Source organism: Gloeotrichia echinulata CP02, assembly GCA_038087035.1.
Classification (GTDB): Bacteria; Cyanobacteriota; Cyanobacteriia; order Cyanobacteriales; family Nostocaceae; genus Gloeotrichia; species Gloeotrichia echinulata.
In genome coordinates this window covers 1,562,190-1,580,014 of sequence record CP051187.1, presented here as the reverse complement: position 1 = coordinate 1,580,014, position 17,825 = coordinate 1,562,190, and the positions used below count along the sequence as shown (strand labels likewise).

General features: G+C 40.9%; 14 protein-coding genes and 1 CRISPR repeat array. Of the genes, 6 read left to right on the top strand and 8 right to left on the bottom strand.

Translation table 11 applies throughout. The features are described 5' to 3' along the window. Positions 1 to 4 precede the first annotated feature (4 nt). A complete protein-coding gene (locus tag HEQ19_06975) occupies positions 5 to 394 on the bottom strand; it encodes a pentapeptide repeat-containing protein (GenBank protein WYL99306.1) in 390 nt (129 codons plus the stop codon). A gap of 173 nt (positions 395 to 567) precedes the next feature. Between HEQ19_06975 and HEQ19_06970 the strand changes: the two genes are divergently transcribed. From HEQ19_06970 to HEQ19_06960, 3 genes are all read left to right on the top strand, one after another. Beyond that, complete coding sequence (locus HEQ19_06970; protein WYL99305.1) at positions 568 to 708, top strand: hypothetical protein; 141 nt, start codon at positions 568 to 570, stop codon at positions 706 to 708. A gap of 91 nt (positions 709 to 799) precedes the next feature. Then, positions 800 to 1,258: a hydrogenase maturation protease gene (locus HEQ19_06965; protein WYM03290.1), complete on the top strand. Its 459-nt coding sequence runs from the start codon at positions 800 to 802 to the stop codon at positions 1,256 to 1,258. 225 nt (positions 1,259 to 1,483) lie between these two features. Next, positions 1,484 to 4,276 (top strand): bifunctional acetate--CoA ligase family protein/GNAT family N-acetyltransferase, encoded by a 2,793-nt coding sequence (locus HEQ19_06960; protein ID WYL99304.1) that lies wholly within the window; start codon positions 1,484 to 1,486, stop codon positions 4,274 to 4,276. A gap of 272 nt (positions 4,277 to 4,548) precedes the next feature. Here HEQ19_06960 and HEQ19_06955 read toward each other — a convergent pair whose 3' ends face one another. Next, the gene (locus tag HEQ19_06955) at positions 4,549 to 4,857 is read right to left on the bottom strand and encodes a hypothetical protein (protein ID WYL99303.1); all 309 of its coding nucleotides are present in this window, start codon (positions 4,855 to 4,857) and stop codon (positions 4,549 to 4,551) included. A gap of 361 nt (positions 4,858 to 5,218) precedes the next feature. Further along, a CRISPR array of direct repeats spans positions 5,219 to 5,474; the repeat unit is 37 nt; unit sequence CTTGCGCCGACTGCGTTAAGTCGGATTAGTTGGAAAC. 1,483 nt (positions 5,475 to 6,957) lie between these two features. Further along, positions 6,958 to 8,091 (bottom strand): CRISPR-associated protein, encoded by a 1,134-nt coding sequence (locus tag HEQ19_06950; protein WYL99302.1) that lies wholly within the window; start codon positions 8,089 to 8,091, stop codon positions 6,958 to 6,960. A 481-nt stretch (positions 8,092 to 8,572) separates the two neighbouring features. Between HEQ19_06950 and HEQ19_06945 the strand changes: the two genes are divergently transcribed. Continuing rightward, complete coding sequence (locus HEQ19_06945) at positions 8,573 to 8,974, top strand: transposase family protein (protein ID WZI67127.1); 402 nt, start codon at positions 8,573 to 8,575, stop codon at positions 8,972 to 8,974. Between the two features lie 110 nt (positions 8,975 to 9,084). On the opposite strand, the gene HEQ19_06940 is transcribed toward HEQ19_06945, so the two are convergent. Further along, complete coding sequence (locus HEQ19_06940; GenBank protein WZI67126.1) at positions 9,085 to 10,053, bottom strand: type III-B CRISPR-associated protein Cas10/Cmr2; 969 nt, start codon at positions 10,051 to 10,053, stop codon at positions 9,085 to 9,087. Positions 10,054 to 10,730: 677 nt separating this feature from the next. Between HEQ19_06940 and HEQ19_06935 the strand changes: the two genes are divergently transcribed. After that, complete coding sequence (locus HEQ19_06935; protein ID WYL99301.1) at positions 10,731 to 11,510, top strand: MBL fold metallo-hydrolase; 780 nt, start codon at positions 10,731 to 10,733, stop codon at positions 11,508 to 11,510. 275 nt (positions 11,511 to 11,785) lie between these two features. Here HEQ19_06935 and HEQ19_06930 read toward each other — a convergent pair whose 3' ends face one another. Beyond that, on the bottom strand, positions 11,786 to 13,009 hold the full coding sequence (locus HEQ19_06930; protein ID WYL99300.1) for a glycosyltransferase family 4 protein: 1,224 nt from the start codon (positions 13,007 to 13,009) through the stop codon (positions 11,786 to 11,788). Between the two features lie 122 nt (positions 13,010 to 13,131). Then, positions 13,132 to 13,992: a PhnD/SsuA/transferrin family substrate-binding protein gene (locus HEQ19_06925; protein ID WYL99299.1), complete on the bottom strand. Its 861-nt coding sequence runs from the start codon at positions 13,990 to 13,992 to the stop codon at positions 13,132 to 13,134. Positions 13,993 to 14,272: 280 nt separating this feature from the next. Between HEQ19_06925 and HEQ19_06920 the strand changes: the two genes are divergently transcribed. Next, on the top strand, positions 14,273 to 15,175 hold the full coding sequence (locus tag HEQ19_06920; protein WYL99298.1) for a DUF3365 domain-containing protein: 903 nt from the start codon (positions 14,273 to 14,275) through the stop codon (positions 15,173 to 15,175). 1,038 nt (positions 15,176 to 16,213) lie between these two features. On the opposite strand, the gene HEQ19_06915 is transcribed toward HEQ19_06920, so the two are convergent. Next, a complete protein-coding gene (locus HEQ19_06915; GenBank protein ID WYL99297.1) occupies positions 16,214 to 16,345 on the bottom strand; it encodes an alpha/beta hydrolase in 132 nt (43 codons plus the stop codon). A 7-nt stretch (positions 16,346 to 16,352) separates the two neighbouring features. Next, positions 16,353 to 17,729: a serine/threonine-protein kinase gene (locus HEQ19_06910; protein WYL99296.1), complete on the bottom strand. Its 1,377-nt coding sequence runs from the start codon at positions 17,727 to 17,729 to the stop codon at positions 16,353 to 16,355. Positions 17,730 to 17,825: the final 96 nt, after the last annotated feature.

Genomic DNA, 17,825 nt, shown 5'->3' with positions numbered 1-17,825 from the left:
GTTCCTACGCTTCTTTAATTTGCAGACCTGCTTGCACTGGGTCAAAATTGAGCGGAAAATGGGTAGTGCGATCGCAATCTGCTTTTTCTAGTTTCGCTCCGGTGATATCAGCTTGGCGCAGATCGGCTGAAAACAACAAAGCACCGCGTAGATCAGCAGCTTGTAAATTAGCTTGACTGAGGTCTGCAAAGCTGAGATCACAGCCTCTGAGATTCGCTCCACTCAGGTTGGCTGCACTCAAATCAGCATAGCTGAGGTCAGATCCTTTGAGATCTACACCAGCCAAATCAGCGTTACCCAGTTGAGATCGATTAAAGTCCCGCTGTCCCGCTGCATACCTCGTCAGAAGAATGGCAACAGTATTAATGATATCTTGAGAATTTGCTTCAGACATAGAACAGACCCACAAGCTGACCACACAAGTTAATCATATAACCGCTGATACACAAAAAGCTGAAATTTTCTAGGAGATTTCTCCTTCCTCACAAGTTCCTCAAACTTTTCCTTTAGTTTCAAACATGGAAGCGTGTATAAGTGGGTCGGGGGAAATAAACCTTACATATCTTCATGCGCGATCAACCACAGGGATTTGATGCTAAGGTAGGTCATTCCTGGTACGAGTTGATTTACAAACCCCTAAAAGCGGATATATATCAGGATGCGGCGATTCAAACCCCAATCCGAAAAGATCGATTAGTCACAGCTTGATGCTGATTGCGAACCAGGGAGGTGGGGATGAAGAATGGTCGAACTTCTCAAAAAATATAGATTGGTCACTACCATGCTGAAGCGCAAAACGATGAAATTTATTGTGACGGTGATTGGTTATGGTAATGACTTGCGTAATGATGATGGTATTGGACAAAGAGTAGCTAATGCGATCGCTTGTTGGCATTTATCAACCGTAAAATCCTTAGCAGTCCACCAACTTACCCCAGAACTAGCGACGACTTTAGCCAATACCGAGTTAGCCATCTTTGTTGATGCTTGTTTAACCTCAGAAAACTCACAAGTACAGGTACAATCGCTACTACCTTCCTGTTTTATTGGCAATTCTAGTCATTTAGGCGATCCGCGATCGCTGCTAGCCCTCACCTCAGTTATCTATGGTCATTGTCCCCTAGCTTACTTGGTGACAGTACCTGGAGTCAACTTTGAATTGGGCGATCGCTTATCATCCATTGCGGAAACTGGGGTAGTGATCGCTTTGCTAAAAATTATTCAACTTCTTGACAAAAGTAGAAATATATGGATTTAAACCAATTTTCCCGCAATAACCACAGACCCTCGTAGGGGCGCAAGGCCTTGCGCCCCTACCGCGTTTGCATCCCTACCGCGTTTGTGTCCTAGAATTTACGCCTCATTACAGCAGTTTTCAGGTATTTAGACCACACCTCGATATCTGTATTTCTTTCTTCCTTTGCGCCTTTGCGCCTTCCCTACGGGACGCTCCGCGAATGCGTGAGATATAAAAATTATGATTATGCAAAAATCTCCCAAACTAGCTACTGAACGCGCCTATGATATTTTGCAGGCACAGAAGGTCAATCCCCTAGATGCTATCTTTGCACCACAGACTGTAGCGGTTATTGGTGCGAGTGAAAAGGCTAATAGTGTCGGACGCACGTTATTGTGGAATTTGATTAGTCATCCCTTTGGTGGGACTGTTTTTCCGGTGAATCCCCAGCGCCATAGTATACTGGGTATCAAAGCCTATCCAACTATCTCCGATGTCCCAGAACCGATTGATTTGGCTATCATCGCGACGCCAGCACCAACAGTTCCCGGAATTATTGCTGAATGTGTGGATGCAGGTGTTAAAGGTGCGATCGTCATTTCCGCTGGGTTTAAAGAAGCTGGTGCTGAGGGTATCGCTTTAGAACAGCAAATTCTGGAACATGCTCATCGGGGTAAAATCCGCATTATTGGCCCTAATTGCTTAGGTGTGATGAGTCCACGCACGGGTTTAAATGCTACTTTTGCCAGTTCTATGGCACGTCCGGGAAATGTGGGTTTTCTCAGTCAAAGCGGCGCCCTTTGTACTGCTATTCTTGATTGGAGTTTGCGGGAAAATGTCGGTTTTAGTGCCTTTGTCTCCCTAGGTTCGATGCTGGATGTGGATTGGGGTGACTTGATTTACTATCTCGGTGATGACCCGCAGACTAAAAGTATTGTAATTTATATGGAATCTATCGGCAATGCTCGGTCTTTTCTCTCAGCAGCGCGGGAGGTAGCACTGACCAAGCCGATTATAGTCATTAAGGCGGGTCGTACTGAAGCTGCAGCAAAGGCAGCTGCTTCTCACACGGGAGCATTAGCTGGTAGTGATGCAGTACTAGATGCGGCTTTTCGGCGTTGTGGGGTGTTGCGTGTCAACAGTATCTCTGATTTGTTCGATATGGCGGAGGTATTAGCTAAACAACCCCGTCCCAAAGGGCCACGATTGACGATAGTGACTAATGCTGGTGGTCCTGGGGTATTGGCGACGGATGCTTTAATTGAGAGTGGTGGGGAACTTGCGCCGATTTCCTCAGAAGCGATCGCCTCCCTGAACGAAATCTTACCACCCCACTGGAGCCACAACAACCCTATTGATATTCTGGGGGATGCTGACCCCCAAAGATATACTAAGGCGCTGGAAATTGCGGCGAAAGATCCCAATAGTGATGGTTTATTGGTAATTCTCACACCCCAAGCGATGACAGACCCCACCCAAACAGCCGAACAGTTGAAACCCTACGCCCAGATTCCTGGTAAACCCATCCTGGCGAGTTGGATGGGGGGCGCAGATATAGCTGCGGGGGAGTTAATTCTCAATCGTCATTCTATCCCTACCTATGCTTATCCAGATACAGCCGCCCGTGTGTTTAGTTATATGTGGCGCTCTAGCTATAACCTGCGTGGTATTTACGAAACTCCCCATCTGCCAGGGTTGGATTCTGCCTCAGATATGCCAAACTGTAGTTTAACAGAAAAGATCATCGCCACTGCACGTCAGGCAGGGCGAACTATTCTGACTGAATTTGAGTCTAAACAGATTTTAGCAGCTTACGGGATTCCCATTGTCGCTACTTGTGTGGCGAAAACTGAAGATGAGGCGATTCAATTTGCTTGTAGTCTTGGTTATCCAGTCGTCCTGAAACTTTATTCGGAAATTATTACTCATAAAACCGATGTCGGTGGTGTACAATTAAATTTGCGAGATGAAGAAGCCGTTCGCCGTGCTTATCGCGCTATTGAATCTTCGTTGCGGGATACGGTAGAAAACAATCCGGTTTACTCAGCACTGAAAACTGACAACTCAGCAGTTTTTTTAGGCGTCACCGTTCAGCCAATGGTGAAAACCGACGGTTATGAACTAATTATTGGTAGTAGTCTTGATCCACAATTTGGTCCAGTGCTGCTGTTTGGCGCCGGGGGACAACTAGTAGAAGTTTTTCAGGATCGAGCGATCGCCCTTCCACCCCTGAATACTACTTTGGCACGACGCCTAATTGAACAAACACAGATTTACAAAGCGCTTATTGGAGTGCGCGGACGTAAAAGTATAGATATTGCTGCCCTGGAGCAACTTTTGGTAGTATTTAGTCAGCTGGTTGTAGAACAGCGTTGGATCAAGGAAATTGATATTAATCCATTATTAGCAATCCCTGATCAAGGGGGATTGATTGCACTCGATGCGCGAATCGTCCTGCATGAATCACATGTCAGGGAAGACCAATTACCCAAGTTAGCGATTCGACCCTATCCGACACAATATGTGGGACAATGGACGATGAAAGACAGTACCCCTGTTACCATCCGTCCCATCCGTCCAGAAGATGAGCCGTTGATGGTGCAATTTCACAAGACACTTTCTGAGGAAAGCGTCTATTTTCGCTACTTCCACCTAATTAAGCTGAGTCAACGCATCACCCATGAACGGCTAACACGCATCTGCTTTATCGACTACGATCGCGAAATTGCCCTAGTAACAGAATATCAAAATCCGCAAACAGCCGCACGAGAAATTTTAGCCGTTGGTCGATTAAGCAAATTGCATGGAACCAACCAAGCCGAATTTGCTATTTTAGTGAGCGATCGCTTTCAGTGTCAGGGTTTAGGTACTGAATTAGTCAAACGGTTACTGCAAATTGCTGGTGATGAGCAAATTAGATCTATGACTGCGGATATTTTAGCAGACAATTACGGTATGCAGCGTGTGTGTCAAAAACTCGGTTTTCGCATCGACCGCACGACAGATACCACTGTCGTCAAAGCTGAAATGGCGCTGTAGTAAGAAGTAAGGAGTAATGAGTAAGGAGTAATGAGTAATGAGTAAGGAGTAATGATACCGTTTCACTTTAAGTATGATACAACGTTGGTAGGGGCACGGCATTGCCGTGCCCTTACGCGAAATCTATATGTATCAGAGTTTTGGTGAAATGGTATAAGTCCTAGTGCTTTCGTTACCAACACAAGTGCTTTCGTTACCAACACAAGTAGTACTCTGTCAAGATAAAAATGATGGACTGTAGTGCGGGCATCTTGCCCGCGTGAGCGAGACGCTCACACTACCAAAAATCCCTCAAAACAAAATTGACAGACAACTACTTTCGTTACCAAGACAACTACTTTCGTTACCAAGACAACTACTTTCGTTACCAAGACAACTACTTTCGTTACCAAGACAACTACTTTCGTTACCAAGACAACTGCTTTCGTTACCAAGACAACTACTTTCGTTACCAAGACAACTACTTTCGTTACCAAGACAACTACTTTCGTTACCAAGACAACTACTTTCGTTACCAAGACAACTACTTTCGTTACCAAGACAAGTGCTTTCGTTACCAAGACAACTACTTTCGTTACCAAGACAAGTTTGTAGCGATGGCTGCGCCCACCTACGGTATCGCCTGTTTTTTCCTAATTTCTCTTACTGCATTATTTATCTAATTTGTCAATGCGTAAGTCTTAGTGTGAAAACACGCCATAGTGCGTAAGTTATGTTATATTTTTACTACCCAGCTTAATCTTTGGCAGAACGAAGCGGGGGCTAAAACTAGGGGGGTTCTGCCAAAATCGCTATAACCTAGACAGGTCAATAGTTACAGCGCTTGAATGTTGGAGGTAAATAGTAATTTATGTCAATAAGCGACGCTGAAATCGACCTGTTTTTGGGATCTGCCAAAACCTGTTGTGGAGTGCTTACTCTGCAAGGGTTTCAGCAAACGGTCTTGCGCCGACTGCGTTAAGTCGGATTAGTTGGAAACAAAGCCACGTAGGATAGAACCAATCCGGTTTCAACTGCACTTGCGCCGACTGCGTTAAGTCGGATTAGTTGGAAACATGCGAAATCTCTTGCCGTTATGTGGAGCTATGTCCTTGCGCCGACTGCGTTAAGTCGGATTAGTTGGAAACTTTAGAGAGTTGACGCTATAGTTAGCGTACCCGTCTTGCGCCGACTGCGTTAAGTCGCAATATAGGGATGTTAGGCTCGAATGATATACACTGTAGGGGCACGGCATCCAAAATTTTTTCTTCTAATGACAATTTTATTGGTGCCGTGCCCCTACGACAATTTTCCTTTTTATTCGTGCCGTGCCCCTACGACAATTTTCCTTAACTAAACTGTATTGCTTTATCAGACACCAATGCTTTAGCTTGCGCCGACTGCGTTAAGTCGGATTAGTTGGAAACTTCTCTTCAATTGGTTGAAGAAGATTGTTAAACTCTTCCACTTGCGCCGACTGCGTTAAGTCGCAATATAGGGATGTTAGGCTCGAATGATATACACTGTAGGGGCACGGCATCCAAAATTTTTTCTTCTAATGACAATTTTATTGGTGCCGTGCCCCTACGACAATTTTCCTTTTTATTCGTGCCGTGCCCCTACGACAATTTTCCTTAACTGAACTGTATTGCTTTATCAGACACCAATGCTTTAGCTTGCGCCGACTGCGTTAAGTCGGATTAGTTAGAAACTTTAGAGAGTTGACGCTATAGTTAGCGTACCCGTCTTGCGCCGACTGCGTTAAGTCGCAATATAGGGATCTTAGGCTCGAATGATATACACTGTAGGGGCACGGCATCCAAAATTTTTTCTTCTAATGACAATTTTATTGGTGCCGTGCCCCTACGACAATTTTCCTTTTTATTGGTGCCGTGCCCCTACGACAATTTTCCTTAACTGAACTGTATTGCTTTATCAGACACCAATGCTTTAGCTTGCGCCGACTGCGTTAAGTCGGATTAGTTGGAAACTTCTCTTCAATTGGTTGAAGAAGATTGTTAAACTCTTCCACTTGCGCCGACTGCGTTAAGTCGCAATATAGGGATGTTAGGCTCGAATGATATACACTGTAGGGGCACGGCATCCAAAATTTTTTCTTCTAATGACAATTTTATTGGTGCCGTGCCCCTATGACAATTTTCCTTTTTATTCGTGCCGTGCCCCTACGACAATTTTCCTTTTTATTGGTGCCGTGCCCCTACGACAATTTTCCTTAACTGAACTGTATTGCTTTATCAGACACCAATGCTTTAGCTTGCGCCGACTGCGTTAAGTCGGATTAGTTAGAAACTTTAGAGAGTTGACGCTATAGTTAGCGTACCCGTCTTGCGCCGACTGCGTTAAGTCGCAATATAGGGATCTTAGGCTCGAATGATATACACTGTAGGGGCACGGCATCCAAAATTTTTTCTTCTAATGACAATTTTATTGGTGCCGTGCCCCTACGACAATTTTCCTTTTTATTCGTGCCGTGCCCCTACGACAATTTTCCTTTTTATTCGTGCCGTGCCCCTACGACAATTTTCCTTAACTGAACTGTATTGCTTTATCAGACACCAATGCTTTAGCTTGCGCCGACTGCGTTAAGTCGGATTAGTTAGAAATAGCCATACAAAAAAGTCGGATTTCTTCAAGAAACCCGACCTTTAATTTTCGACACAAACCCTATAATAAAAATAGAATTAAGGATGACTATTTACTTCCGGTTCCAAACCATAGCGACGTAAAATCAATTTACCGTCAGCAATAGTATTACTAACTCGCGTATCTTGAGTTACCCGAAAATGGTCAATATTTCCCTTATTCACATATCGGTCATACTGTATTCCTCCATGTTGCCTCAAAATCGCAGTATCACCATTAGACTCATCTAATAAACGTGTCACGGTGGCTAGGGTTTCCTGTAATTTGACTCGTTTATGGGGTTCTCTAACTCTGTTATAGTCAGCCCTAAAGCTATCTTGATATTCTAATCTAGAGAAAGCAATTAAATCACCAGAAAGCAAATCATCTTTACACTGGTTCCAAATCAACTGTCCCCAGGTAGAAATGGTCATTTTACCATCAATTTCTGCCAACATAGCTTCGGGAATTCCTACAGTTTTATCGGGAGCAAGTCCCGCACCAGCATTTAATAAAGCTAGTTGCATGGTGTAGGGTTTAATTAAAGAAGAATCTACAGAAATTGGTAAACGTGGAATTGTAATTAAGTCAGATTTTTCTCCTTCAAAGATATAAATTATTTCATCGGCGTAAAACATGCCAATGGTATTTAAATACCCTTGTAAACTCTTGAAACTCCCTACCAAATTAAAGCAGATTTTGTATTGACGTTCTTTGAAGGGGGGAATATTTTCTTGGAGCCAAACAATTAAAGCATCAATTCCTAAAGAAAATGCTTCAGTGCTAGCAGCAGAAAGCCCACTAGGAGCATAGATACTAGTATTAGTTAACCCTTGGCGTCTGAGAAAATCCTCGACAATTTGAGCGGTGGTTTGACCTTGGGCTGTATCTGTAGCGATGAGAAAATGATAATCTTCTTTACCCTTAATTAAATCTTCCTGATAAATCCCAAAAATGCCATTTAATTCAGCACTGGCGCGACGAATTTGGGGAATTTTGGCACTAGCTAATTGTGCATCTGCTCTTTGTTTGAGGGTAGAAATAATATCTTTGACATTTTCTGGAGTTTCCTGGAGATTTTTGTTAGCTGTATCTCGCAAATGGGAATACCAATCTTTTTCTTCTGGGTTAGCGCGGTTAATTTGATTGGTGAGTAAACTGGTGCCAATAGTGGAAATAACGACTCTACGCATGATTTTAGCATCTCTGGAAACTTGTTTTTAACTACTCCCTTCCCGCTGGAAGATTACCATTCGCGGAGCGTCCCGTAGGGAAATAATTTTTAGCTCACGCATTCGCGTAGCGTCTCGCAGAGAAGGCGCAAAGGCGCAAAGAAGGAAAATTATAGGTAATCTTAGACCGCGAAGGGAGTAATTCGGAAGTAACTTACCAAACTTTCTTCCATTCATGTTGATTCTGCTTATTCTTAAAAGAAGCAAGCCAATTAATAAATGATTCTGCTTCAGGACATCCTGTGGGAAAAATTGTGACTAATTCCAAGTATCTGCCATCTATCAAAGGATACATTCGATGCCAAAGTCTACCTATCCGTGTTGGGTCATCTGATTTATTGGGATCTTTAACACAACCAGTTAGGGTTCTTGGGTACTTAGCGTGCTAAAATGTTAAGATATTTTTTAATAATGTTTAATAAAATAAATTATGAAACGAATAATGACTCAACTCCTAAATTTGCCTGAAGTATTAGTAGAATCAAGCCTACAAGAGGGTCAAGTCCTAATTCTATCAGTAGGTAAAAAAGCGAAAAGTGCATCGTGCCCACACTGTGGTCAAAACTCAAGACATTTACATCAAAATCAAAAATGTTTAGTGAAAGATTTACCGATGGGGGATTTTGAAGTAATGCTGAATGTCAATAGACGAAGATTCAAGTGTAAAAAATGCCGAAAAACATTTAATGAAAAGCTAGATTTTCTAGGAGCAAGAAAGAGGTATACATACCGATATGCGGAATATATTATCAAACAAGTGATTAATAGTAATGTAAGTAATGTGGCAAGAAATAATGGACTAACTAATGAAGAAGTCATATCAATGCGGTTCTTGCGTACTTAGCGTGCTTAATTATTAATTAAAGTCTATAAATTTGCTTTAAAAGTAAGGCTTACAGGCGTTCATAATTTAATTTTTAGCAATATGATATAAAATACAGAAAATAATGGCTATTATCTTAGCTCTGCAAGGGTTTCAAGCGGATTATTTAATAAATTCAGCACGCTAAGTACGGAAGAGCCATATTTTTTGAGATAATCGCCTGCTTTATCTCCATCTCCTTGAAACCAACCAGTCCAGGATTTTTTTGGTGATGTCTGTCGGCGTAAGTCTTTAAAAGATTTGGGATTAAGCTCCTGGGATAGTTGTCTAATCTGCTTAATCAGGTTCTCAGATGTTATACCATTTTTGCTGAAAGATGACTGAATTCGTTCAATTAATTTTTCAGCAATTACCTCATGGGTAATCATTCTCTTAATTAATTCTGGAACGCTTAGTTCTTCATTGATATCAATAAATGATTCTCCTAATCGCTGCTGGAGTTGTTCATAAAAGCTCCTGATTTCTGTTTTCTCTTGTTGATAATTATATTGGCGAGGGTCAGAAATACGTCCCAGTCCTGGATAAGCGATAGCATCTGCACCACTTAAGCTGGAACTCTCTCCTTGCCAGTTTATCGCAGTCCAGCCGCGCCAATATTTTTTATCATTTAAACGTTGACGAACATCACTAATACTTTCACCAGGGTTTCCTTGAACCCAAAAAAATTCCCAAGAATATTTTGTCCACAGTCTCCAAATTCTTCGCCAATTTCGCCAATATTTAGAGTCTCCGCCAATCTGTTCTTCTATCCATTCTCGACAGGTTTCGGTTACACATTCCCAAGCTATATTCAAAGCCGCTTTGGCATCTTCTTCTGGAAAATCTCCCTCTATAATAATTTGATTAGGCGTTCCCTGAGCCACATCAATTAAAGCCGGAGAAATAACTTGATAACCTTTAGTTTCGGCTGTAGTACAGATTACCCAAGATAAATAAGAAAGTAAAAAAGAACTCCCATATAAATCTCGTAATTTCCGCGATTTTTCGATAAATCCCTGCACAGGAGCAAAACTAATGACTGTGTAAATTTTGTTAGTCATATTTACTTAAAATATTTCCTGTTTATTTGCTAAATTTTGAATAAATGAGCTAAAAATAACCATCCTGTATAGCCCAAACTCATATCTTGCAGCACTCTGTCCATACAAGAGTTTAATCACCAAGTATTTGAGGACTGCAACCCATATTAATTTTAGGCAAAATAAATTACATTATTTTTGTCGATTCATAGTTTATACTTAAAGGTGAAAGATGTGGATAAATCTTATTGTTATCCAAGTCGTTGTATATACTATATCAAAAAAGCATTAATATTACTAGTATTAATACTGAAAATAAACATAAATTTATTTATATGACTACTATTTGATTTTTGAACAAAATTAGGTAAGGTGCGTTATACAGTTTCACTTTAAGTATGATACAAATACGTTGGTAGGGGCACGGCATTGCCGTGCCCCTACTGGCTTCTATATGTATCAGAGTTTTGGTGAAATGGTATTAGGCGAGAGTACGGCACCATCATCAAGGATTTAGTGCCGTACTCTCGCTAACGCAGCCTACGTATCTTGTCAAAAATCCTCGGAAGATCATCGAACAACGCCAAAAACCCTGATTTTCTCGTGCGATGAGGGATTAAACCTACCATTCGCCAGACGGACTACTAAAGTTAAAAACACTTCATAATATTTAATAGAGGCGTTATCTTTATTGTGATATGCATTTAACTTGGTTAGACAGCAATAGTTGGCTGATTGAAATTGGCGGTCAACGGATACTACTTGACCCTTGGCTGGTTGGTTCCTTAATCTTCAGCAATTTGGATTGGCTATTTAAAGGCTCCCGACCTCAAGAACGCCCAATACCAGAGAATATTGACCTGATTTTGCTGTCTCAGGGTTTAGAAGACCATGCTCACCCTCCAACACTCCAGCAGCTTGACAAGCAAATTCGAGTTGTCGCTTCACAGAATGCGGCAAAAGTCGCACAGGGACTGGGTTATACTGCTGTCACAGCCCTAGCGCATGGTGAAAGTTTCACATTAAATAATCAAGTTGAAATTAAGGCTACTCCCGGCTCGCTCATTGGTCCCAATCTGGTGGAGAATGGTTATATTCTCACCGAATTAGCCACTGGTTTCACCCTCTACTATGAACCACACGGAACTCATTCCCCTCAACTTCAGAAAGCAGGACCAGTCGATGTAGTAATTACACCGCTGATTGACTTGGGAATACCTTTAGTCGGACCGATTATTAAAGGGGGAAACAGTGCCTTAGAAGTGGTAAAGTGGTTACAACCTCAATTTATACTCCCGACAGCAGCGGGAGGAAATGTTATATTTGAAGGATTGCTCAACAAATTGATTAAGGCTGTGGGTAGTATTGAGGAATTTCGTGCGTCACTAGAAAAGAACAATCTGGCGACACAAGTGATTGACCCATTACCAGGCGATCGCTTTGAAATACAATTAGAAAAACGAGCCTTAGCAGTTTAATTTCAATTTCCCCCCAGTAGGGGCGCAAGGCCTTGCGCCCCTAAGATCATAAAAATCCTTACGGGAGTTTGGAAACCCAGTGGCTTTTAGCCCTGGGAGGAAAAACGACTCGGTGGGATAAATCCCACAGTCTCTCTTGTTGACCAGATTATAGTTTCGCTGTAAACTATAATCCACGGATGACCGCCTGTTGCGTAGCATCCTTTTAGAATCCCCTCGGCTTTAGCTGCGGGGAGGGTCAAAAGGCCTTGCGCCCCTAAAAATTGAAGATTTTTTTATTTTCGCGGTAGTGCGCGATTAGCAACATCGATAATTAATTGAATGTGTTGGGGTAGTAAATTAGCCAAAGCATAACGCTCCAGCACAGTTTTTCGAGCATTTACGCGAATTTCTTCCATTCGCTGAGGATGATCTAATACTTCATCAATTCGGTCAGCAATCTTTTGGGGTGAGAAGAAATCAAACAACAACCCATTTTCACCATCCCGAATAATTTCCGTCACAGATGGGGTATCAGAACCCAAAACTAAACATCCCGTAGACATCGCTTCAATCATTGACCAAGAAAGTACAAATGGTCTGGTTAAATAGACATGTACCGATGATGCTTGAATTACTTTGAGATACTCCCCATAGGGTAAAGGTCCAGTGAAGTGAACCCGCGATAAATCCAGGGGAACTTTTTTCAGCATCAGTTCTTTGTAGGTGCTACCATCTGGTAAAGTTTTGCCGTAACATACTCTATCAGCGCCTACAATCACTACATGACAATTTGGTCTTCGCTCCAATACATAAGCCAGGGATTCAATGAACTGAGGAAAACCACGATAAGGTTCCATCCCTCGTCCCACATAGGTGACAATTTCATCGACACCAGACAAATCGAGATTGGGTAATACTAGTTTAGCACCTGGTTTAGGTTTAAAGTATTCTGTATCCACCCCATCATGCAGTACCGAAATTTTGTTATGGAATTCTTGCGGAAACTGTGTTTTTTGCCAAAGAGTTGGCGATAAACCCCAATCGCAACTATATAAATCAATTAATATCGGTGAATTTTTTACTCGGATACGCGCTATATCATCAACAGTTAAAGGGTCTGCTGGATCAAAATCTGCATCTGAACCACGAGCATGATAAAACCATTCAAAGTAACAAATAAGCGGTGTATTGGGAAATGCATCCTTAACAAACAAAGTAGGACCCCATCCAGAATGACCACAAATTACATCCGGTACAAAGCCTTTAGCTTTGAGTTGTTCACTCAACTTATATACCGCTTGTCCATGCAAAACAGCATTCTCTAATGGTTTAACATAATGATGGGTCGTAGGATGAGCATCACGACTAGGTTCAAAAATCGCTTTATTAATACCAGGTAGGTTAACCTCTCGATTCTTAGTACCAAAGACCACCTGGTTCTTTGGATTTTGAGCCAGAGTTAGGGCTACATGGCGATACTGAGCAGGAAAGTTGCTATGAAGAAAGAGAACTCGCATACTGTTAAAATATTACATTAAGAGTCAGGAGTCAAGGGTCAAGGGTCAAGGGTCAAGGGTCAAGAGTCAACCGTCAACCATTAACCGTCAACAGTTGCGATTGTATATTCTTTTCTTGGGAATTAGCTCACAACCAGCCGCACGGGCTTCTTTTGCAGTTGGGGAGTAATCAATCTGACTCGCTCAACTACGTCTATCATATATTTGTAATTTGGTAATTGTCCATTTGGTACATACCCTACTTCTTGAGCGGAAATTGCAGGTAATTCACTCATGATTTTGCGGATATACTCTTGGCGATTGCGTTCTATATTCGGTCCTATTAAAACCACACCAGCGGGAACGTAGTGCGGGTCTGTGTAGACTATACGAAATTCCGTCTGTTGTAATTGTTGACTGTAAAGATTATATTCTGCGATCGCCACGGCACCAGCTGCCGCTTTTCCTTCAGCTACCCATTCCATCACTGTTTTTGGCGTAGGTGCAGACAATATATCTTTCAGTGTAAGACCATAAAGATTGTAAAGGGGCAAGTCATATCCTGTGGCTGAACCTGGTTGACCCAAAGCAACTATTTGATTCTGTAGCTGTTTTAATTCACGGATCGGGCTGTCTTTGCGTACCACCAAGATAGAGCGTAGATTATTTACACCCACTAAAGGAAACAAGGGAATGTATTGGTAGCGAGAGATAGCAATACCTGCTAAACCTGGTGGAGCAAATACCAAAGACCACGCACGAGATTCTAGGCGCTCCATTGCTTTATTTTCATTAAAAACAGGCTCTATCCGAACGTGTGCTTTGGTTTTTTCAGCTAAGTAACGATTGAACTTAGCGTATCGGTTAATTATTTCTTCTCCACCACCATAGGTGATACAGCCAATGGTTAATAGTCCATCAAACTCAGGTGTTGATTGACATGCACCAATGGTCAAAAATAGCATCTGTGAAAGCACAAAGCGACGCGAAAATTTACCAGACATTACTAGTTTTTGTGATAACAAATATCCTGAACTCGGCGTTAACATCAAGCAACTGCACAGCAGTAAAGTTTAGTGCATCTTACCATAAAAACAGCCCGATATCTGACAAAAGCCAAATTACTAAAACCCTGCAAATCATCTCTGACAGACTACTAAGCAGAATTCAGAATAAATTAATATTTTTTACGCTTGAAATATCTGCTCAAAACCAGATATAAGTAAGATGAGATAGGTTAAGATTACCCGGACAACTCTAAAGTTTTGCCTACCAGTAAACATTATGTTGAACAACTTAAAAATTGGTACTAAGTTTAACTTGCTTTTGATCCTAGTCTTCATTATTAGCATTATTGGCAGCGGTATTGCCTTATCAACTGTATTTGAGCAGAAAGCGCAAAATGAAGTGACTACTAAGGCGCAGATTCTGATTAAAACGATGAACTCGGTAAGAAAATATACAAGCAATCATGTTAATAACCTACTAGCATCTAGACTAGAAACAGAACCCGCATTCATCCCAGAAACAGTACCAGCTTATTCTGCCACAGAGGTGTTTGAAAATTTCCGCAAGAACGAAGAATACCAAAATTTTCTTTATAAAGAAGCAACACTGAATCCAACTAATTTACGAGACAAAGCTGATGGTTTTGAAACTAAAATTGTGGATCGCCTCCGCAAGAATCCCAAGCTTCAAGAAATCTCAGACTTTCGCACCTTACCCGAAGGGAAAGTCTTTTATATTGCGCGACCACTGGCTGTAACAGAAGAAAGTTGTCTCCGCTGCCATTCTACACCAGATAAAGCTCCTAAGAGTCAGCTGACAACTTATGGCTCTAACAATGGTTTTGGGTGGAAACTCAATGAAATTGTTGCAGCTCAAATGATATCTGTTCCTTATGAAGAAGTTTTTAATAATGCTCAACGTACTTGGTCGTTAGTTATGGGGCTATTAATTGCGATTTTTACTATCATCATTATTGTAATTAATTTCTTAATCAAAAAAGGTGTAATTGCGCGTATTAAAAAAATAGAAAAAATCGCTCAAAAAGTTAGCACTGGAGATATGACTGCTGATTTTGAAGAAAATTCTCATGATGAAATTGGCGGTTTGGCAGCAGCATTTAATCGGATGAAATATAGTTTAACAATAGCTATGGATATGCTGAATCAGCAAGGTCAGTAAAATTAAAGAATTTGTCAAGGGTCAAGGGTCTAGGGTCTAGGGAGATGACAAAGGACAAATGACCAATGACAAAGAGTAATGAGTAATGAGTAATGAGTAATGAGTAATGAGTAATGAGTAATGAGTAATGAGTAATGAGTAATGAGTAATGAGTAATGAGTAATGAGTAATGAGTAATGAGTAATCAGTAATGAGTAATGAGTAATGAGTAATCAGTAATGAGTAATGAGTAATGAGTAATGAGTAATGAGTAATGAGTAATGAGTAATGAGTAATGAGTAATGAGTAATGAGTAATGAGTAATGAGTAATGAGTAATCAGTAATGAGTAATGAGTAATGAGTAATCAGTAATGAGTAATGAGTAATGAGTAATGAGTAATGAGTAATGAGTAATGAGTAATGAGTAATGAGTAATGAGTAATGAGTAATGAGTAATGAGTAATGAGTAATCAGTAATGAGTAATGAGTAATGAGTAATGAGTAATGAGTAATGAGTAATGAGTAATGAGTAATGAGTAATGAGTAATGAGTAATGAGTAATGAGTAATGAGTAATGAGTAATGAGTAATGAGTAATGAGTAATGAGTAATGAGTAATGAGTAATGAGTAATGAGTAATGAGTAATGAGTAATGAGTAATGAGTAATCAGTAATCAGTAATGAGTAATGAGTAATGAGTAATGAGTAATGAGTAATGAGTAATGAGTAATGAGTAATGAGTAATGAGTAATGAGTAATGAGTAATGAGTAATGAGTAATGAGTAATGAGTAATGAGTAATGAGTAATGAGTAATGAGTAATGAGTAATGAGTAATGAGTAATGAGTAATGAGTAATCAGTAATGAGTAATGAGTAATGAGTAATGAGTAATCAGTAATGAGTAATGAGTAATGAGTAATGAGTAATGAGTAATGAGTAATGAGTAATGAGTAATGAGTAATGAGTAATGAGTAATGAGTAATGAGTAATGAGTAATCAGTAATCAGTAATGAGTAATCAGTAATGAGTAATGAGTAATGAGTAATGAGTAATCAGTAATCAGTAATGAGTAATCAGTAATGAGTAATGAGTAATGAGTAATGAGTAATGAGTAACCAGTAATGAGTAATCAGTAATGAGTAATGAGTAATGAGTAATGAGTAATGAGTAATGACAAATGACAAATGACAAATGAATATTAAGACAATAAGCGCTGCTGAAATTGCAGAGCTTTTTGAGGATCGGGAATTTTTGATGCTAAAATTTTCACAAATTCAGCCTGAGTCGTTGAACCAGAAGTTTTGATAGCTTTTTGCACGAGAAAACTAGCTATTGGACCGATTAAATTTGTCAATTCTCGCTCACATTGACGCACAAAGCTATCACTGATGCCTGGAGGTGCATTGCGTGGTATACTGTCTGAGGTCGGTTTAGTCTGTCCAGTAGTTTGCCGCAATAGCAACCTTGACTTCTCTTGAAACTCATTTTTTTGATGTCCTGCAAGGTGAAGTGTCAAATTATCTATGACATCTTGGTAACTGGAGGCTGAGGCTGTAATTTTTCGTAATAATGTTGGAGCTAACGGACCGACAAGTTCTAAGAGAATCCTTTCGAGGTTAGTGTACTGTTCTGGAGACAGGACAGCAGGAATTGAGCTTTTAGTCGAATTCCTAATTGTGTTTTGTTCAGATTGAGAAGTTGGGGATGAGTGGATGACGGATGATGGTGGTTGAATTGCTTGATATTCAATTTGAGTATCGAATTGTTGAAGATCCTGGAGGACAAGTCTGGCAGACTGGTAGCGTTCTTTAAAGTGGTATAATACCATCTTGGATAGCACAGTAGCTAACCAAGGGCTGACCTGAGCCTGATGTTCCCAGAAAATTTCGCCTGTATTTGGGTCTTCCTGAAGTTGTTTAGGATGCAACCCTGTCAGGGCTTGAATCCCAATAATCCCCAAAGAATAAATATCGCTGTTGGGACGGGGTTTACCTTGTCCCTGTTCTGTAGACATATATCCAGGGGTACCAATGGCGATGGTAGTCTCACCCAGCGTTGTACCTGTGAGCATTTGAGTTTGGATTTGCTTGACCGCGCCAAAGTCAATGAGTACTAACTTACTGTCCTCTTGGCGTCTGATGATATTGTCTGGTTTGATATCTCGATGGATGACTTGATAGCTGTGAAAAAATTCCAGAATACCCAAGATCTGTTGTAGAAGTTGAATCACTTGGTCTTCTGTCCAGCGTTGACCAGGTAGGAATTCAGCTTTTAGCGAATATCCTTGAATGAACTCCTGTACCAAGAAGAACTCATGGTTATCTTCAAAATAGGCTAACAGTCGAGGAATCTGGTCATGATGACCCAGTTTTTCGAGAGTTGCGGCCTCAATGGTGAATAGCCTTCTAGCGGTTGCGAGGAATTCGGGATTATGGGTAAAGGGCTTGAGGTGCTTGACAACGCACTTAGGGGAACCTGGTCGGTGGGTGTCAAGAGCAATGTAAGTTTGACCAAATCCTCCTCCACCTAAGACTTGGAGGATTTGGTAACGTCCAACTAGTATCCTTCCTAACATTATATCACTAGCCTAAGTCCAGGAAATTGCTCTCCTTACTTACATATTGACATAAGCATTAGCATTGCCAGCATTAATTTAGCAATAAAATAAGTT

What these genes read in the sequence shown, in the direction of transcription:
- HEQ19_06965 (WYM03290.1), top strand. Translation starts at nt 800, where the DNA reads ATGAAATTTATTGTGACGGTGATTGGTTATGGTAATGACTTGCGTAAT.
- HEQ19_06945 (WZI67127.1), top strand. Translation starts at nt 8,573, where the DNA reads ATGACTCAACTCCTAAATTTGCCTGAAGTATTAGTAGAATCAAGCCTA.
- HEQ19_06930 (WYL99300.1), bottom strand. Translation starts at nt 13,009, where the DNA reads ATGCGAGTTCTCTTTCTTCATAGCAACTTTCCTGCTCAGTATCGCCAT.
- HEQ19_06925 (WYL99299.1), bottom strand. Translation starts at nt 13,992, where the DNA reads ATGTCTGGTAAATTTTCGCGTCGCTTTGTGCTTTCACAGATGCTATTT.
- HEQ19_06975 (WYL99306.1), bottom strand. Translation starts at nt 394, where the DNA reads ATGTCTGAAGCAAATTCTCAAGATATCATTAATACTGTTGCCATTCTT.
- HEQ19_06920 (WYL99298.1), top strand. Translation starts at nt 14,273, where the DNA reads ATGTTGAACAACTTAAAAATTGGTACTAAGTTTAACTTGCTTTTGATC.
- HEQ19_06940 (WZI67126.1), bottom strand. Translation starts at nt 10,053, where the DNA reads ATGACTAACAAAATTTACACAGTCATTAGTTTTGCTCCTGTGCAGGGA.
- HEQ19_06970 (WYL99305.1), top strand. Translation starts at nt 568, where the DNA reads ATGCGCGATCAACCACAGGGATTTGATGCTAAGGTAGGTCATTCCTGG.
- HEQ19_06960 (WYL99304.1), top strand. Translation starts at nt 1,484, where the DNA reads ATGCAAAAATCTCCCAAACTAGCTACTGAACGCGCCTATGATATTTTG.
- HEQ19_06935 (WYL99301.1), top strand. Translation starts at nt 10,731, where the DNA reads ATGCATTTAACTTGGTTAGACAGCAATAGTTGGCTGATTGAAATTGGC.
- HEQ19_06910 (WYL99296.1), bottom strand. Translation starts at nt 17,729, where the DNA reads ATGTTAGGAAGGATACTAGTTGGACGTTACCAAATCCTCCAAGTCTTA.
- HEQ19_06950 (WYL99302.1), bottom strand. Translation starts at nt 8,091, where the DNA reads ATGCGTAGAGTCGTTATTTCCACTATTGGCACCAGTTTACTCACCAAT.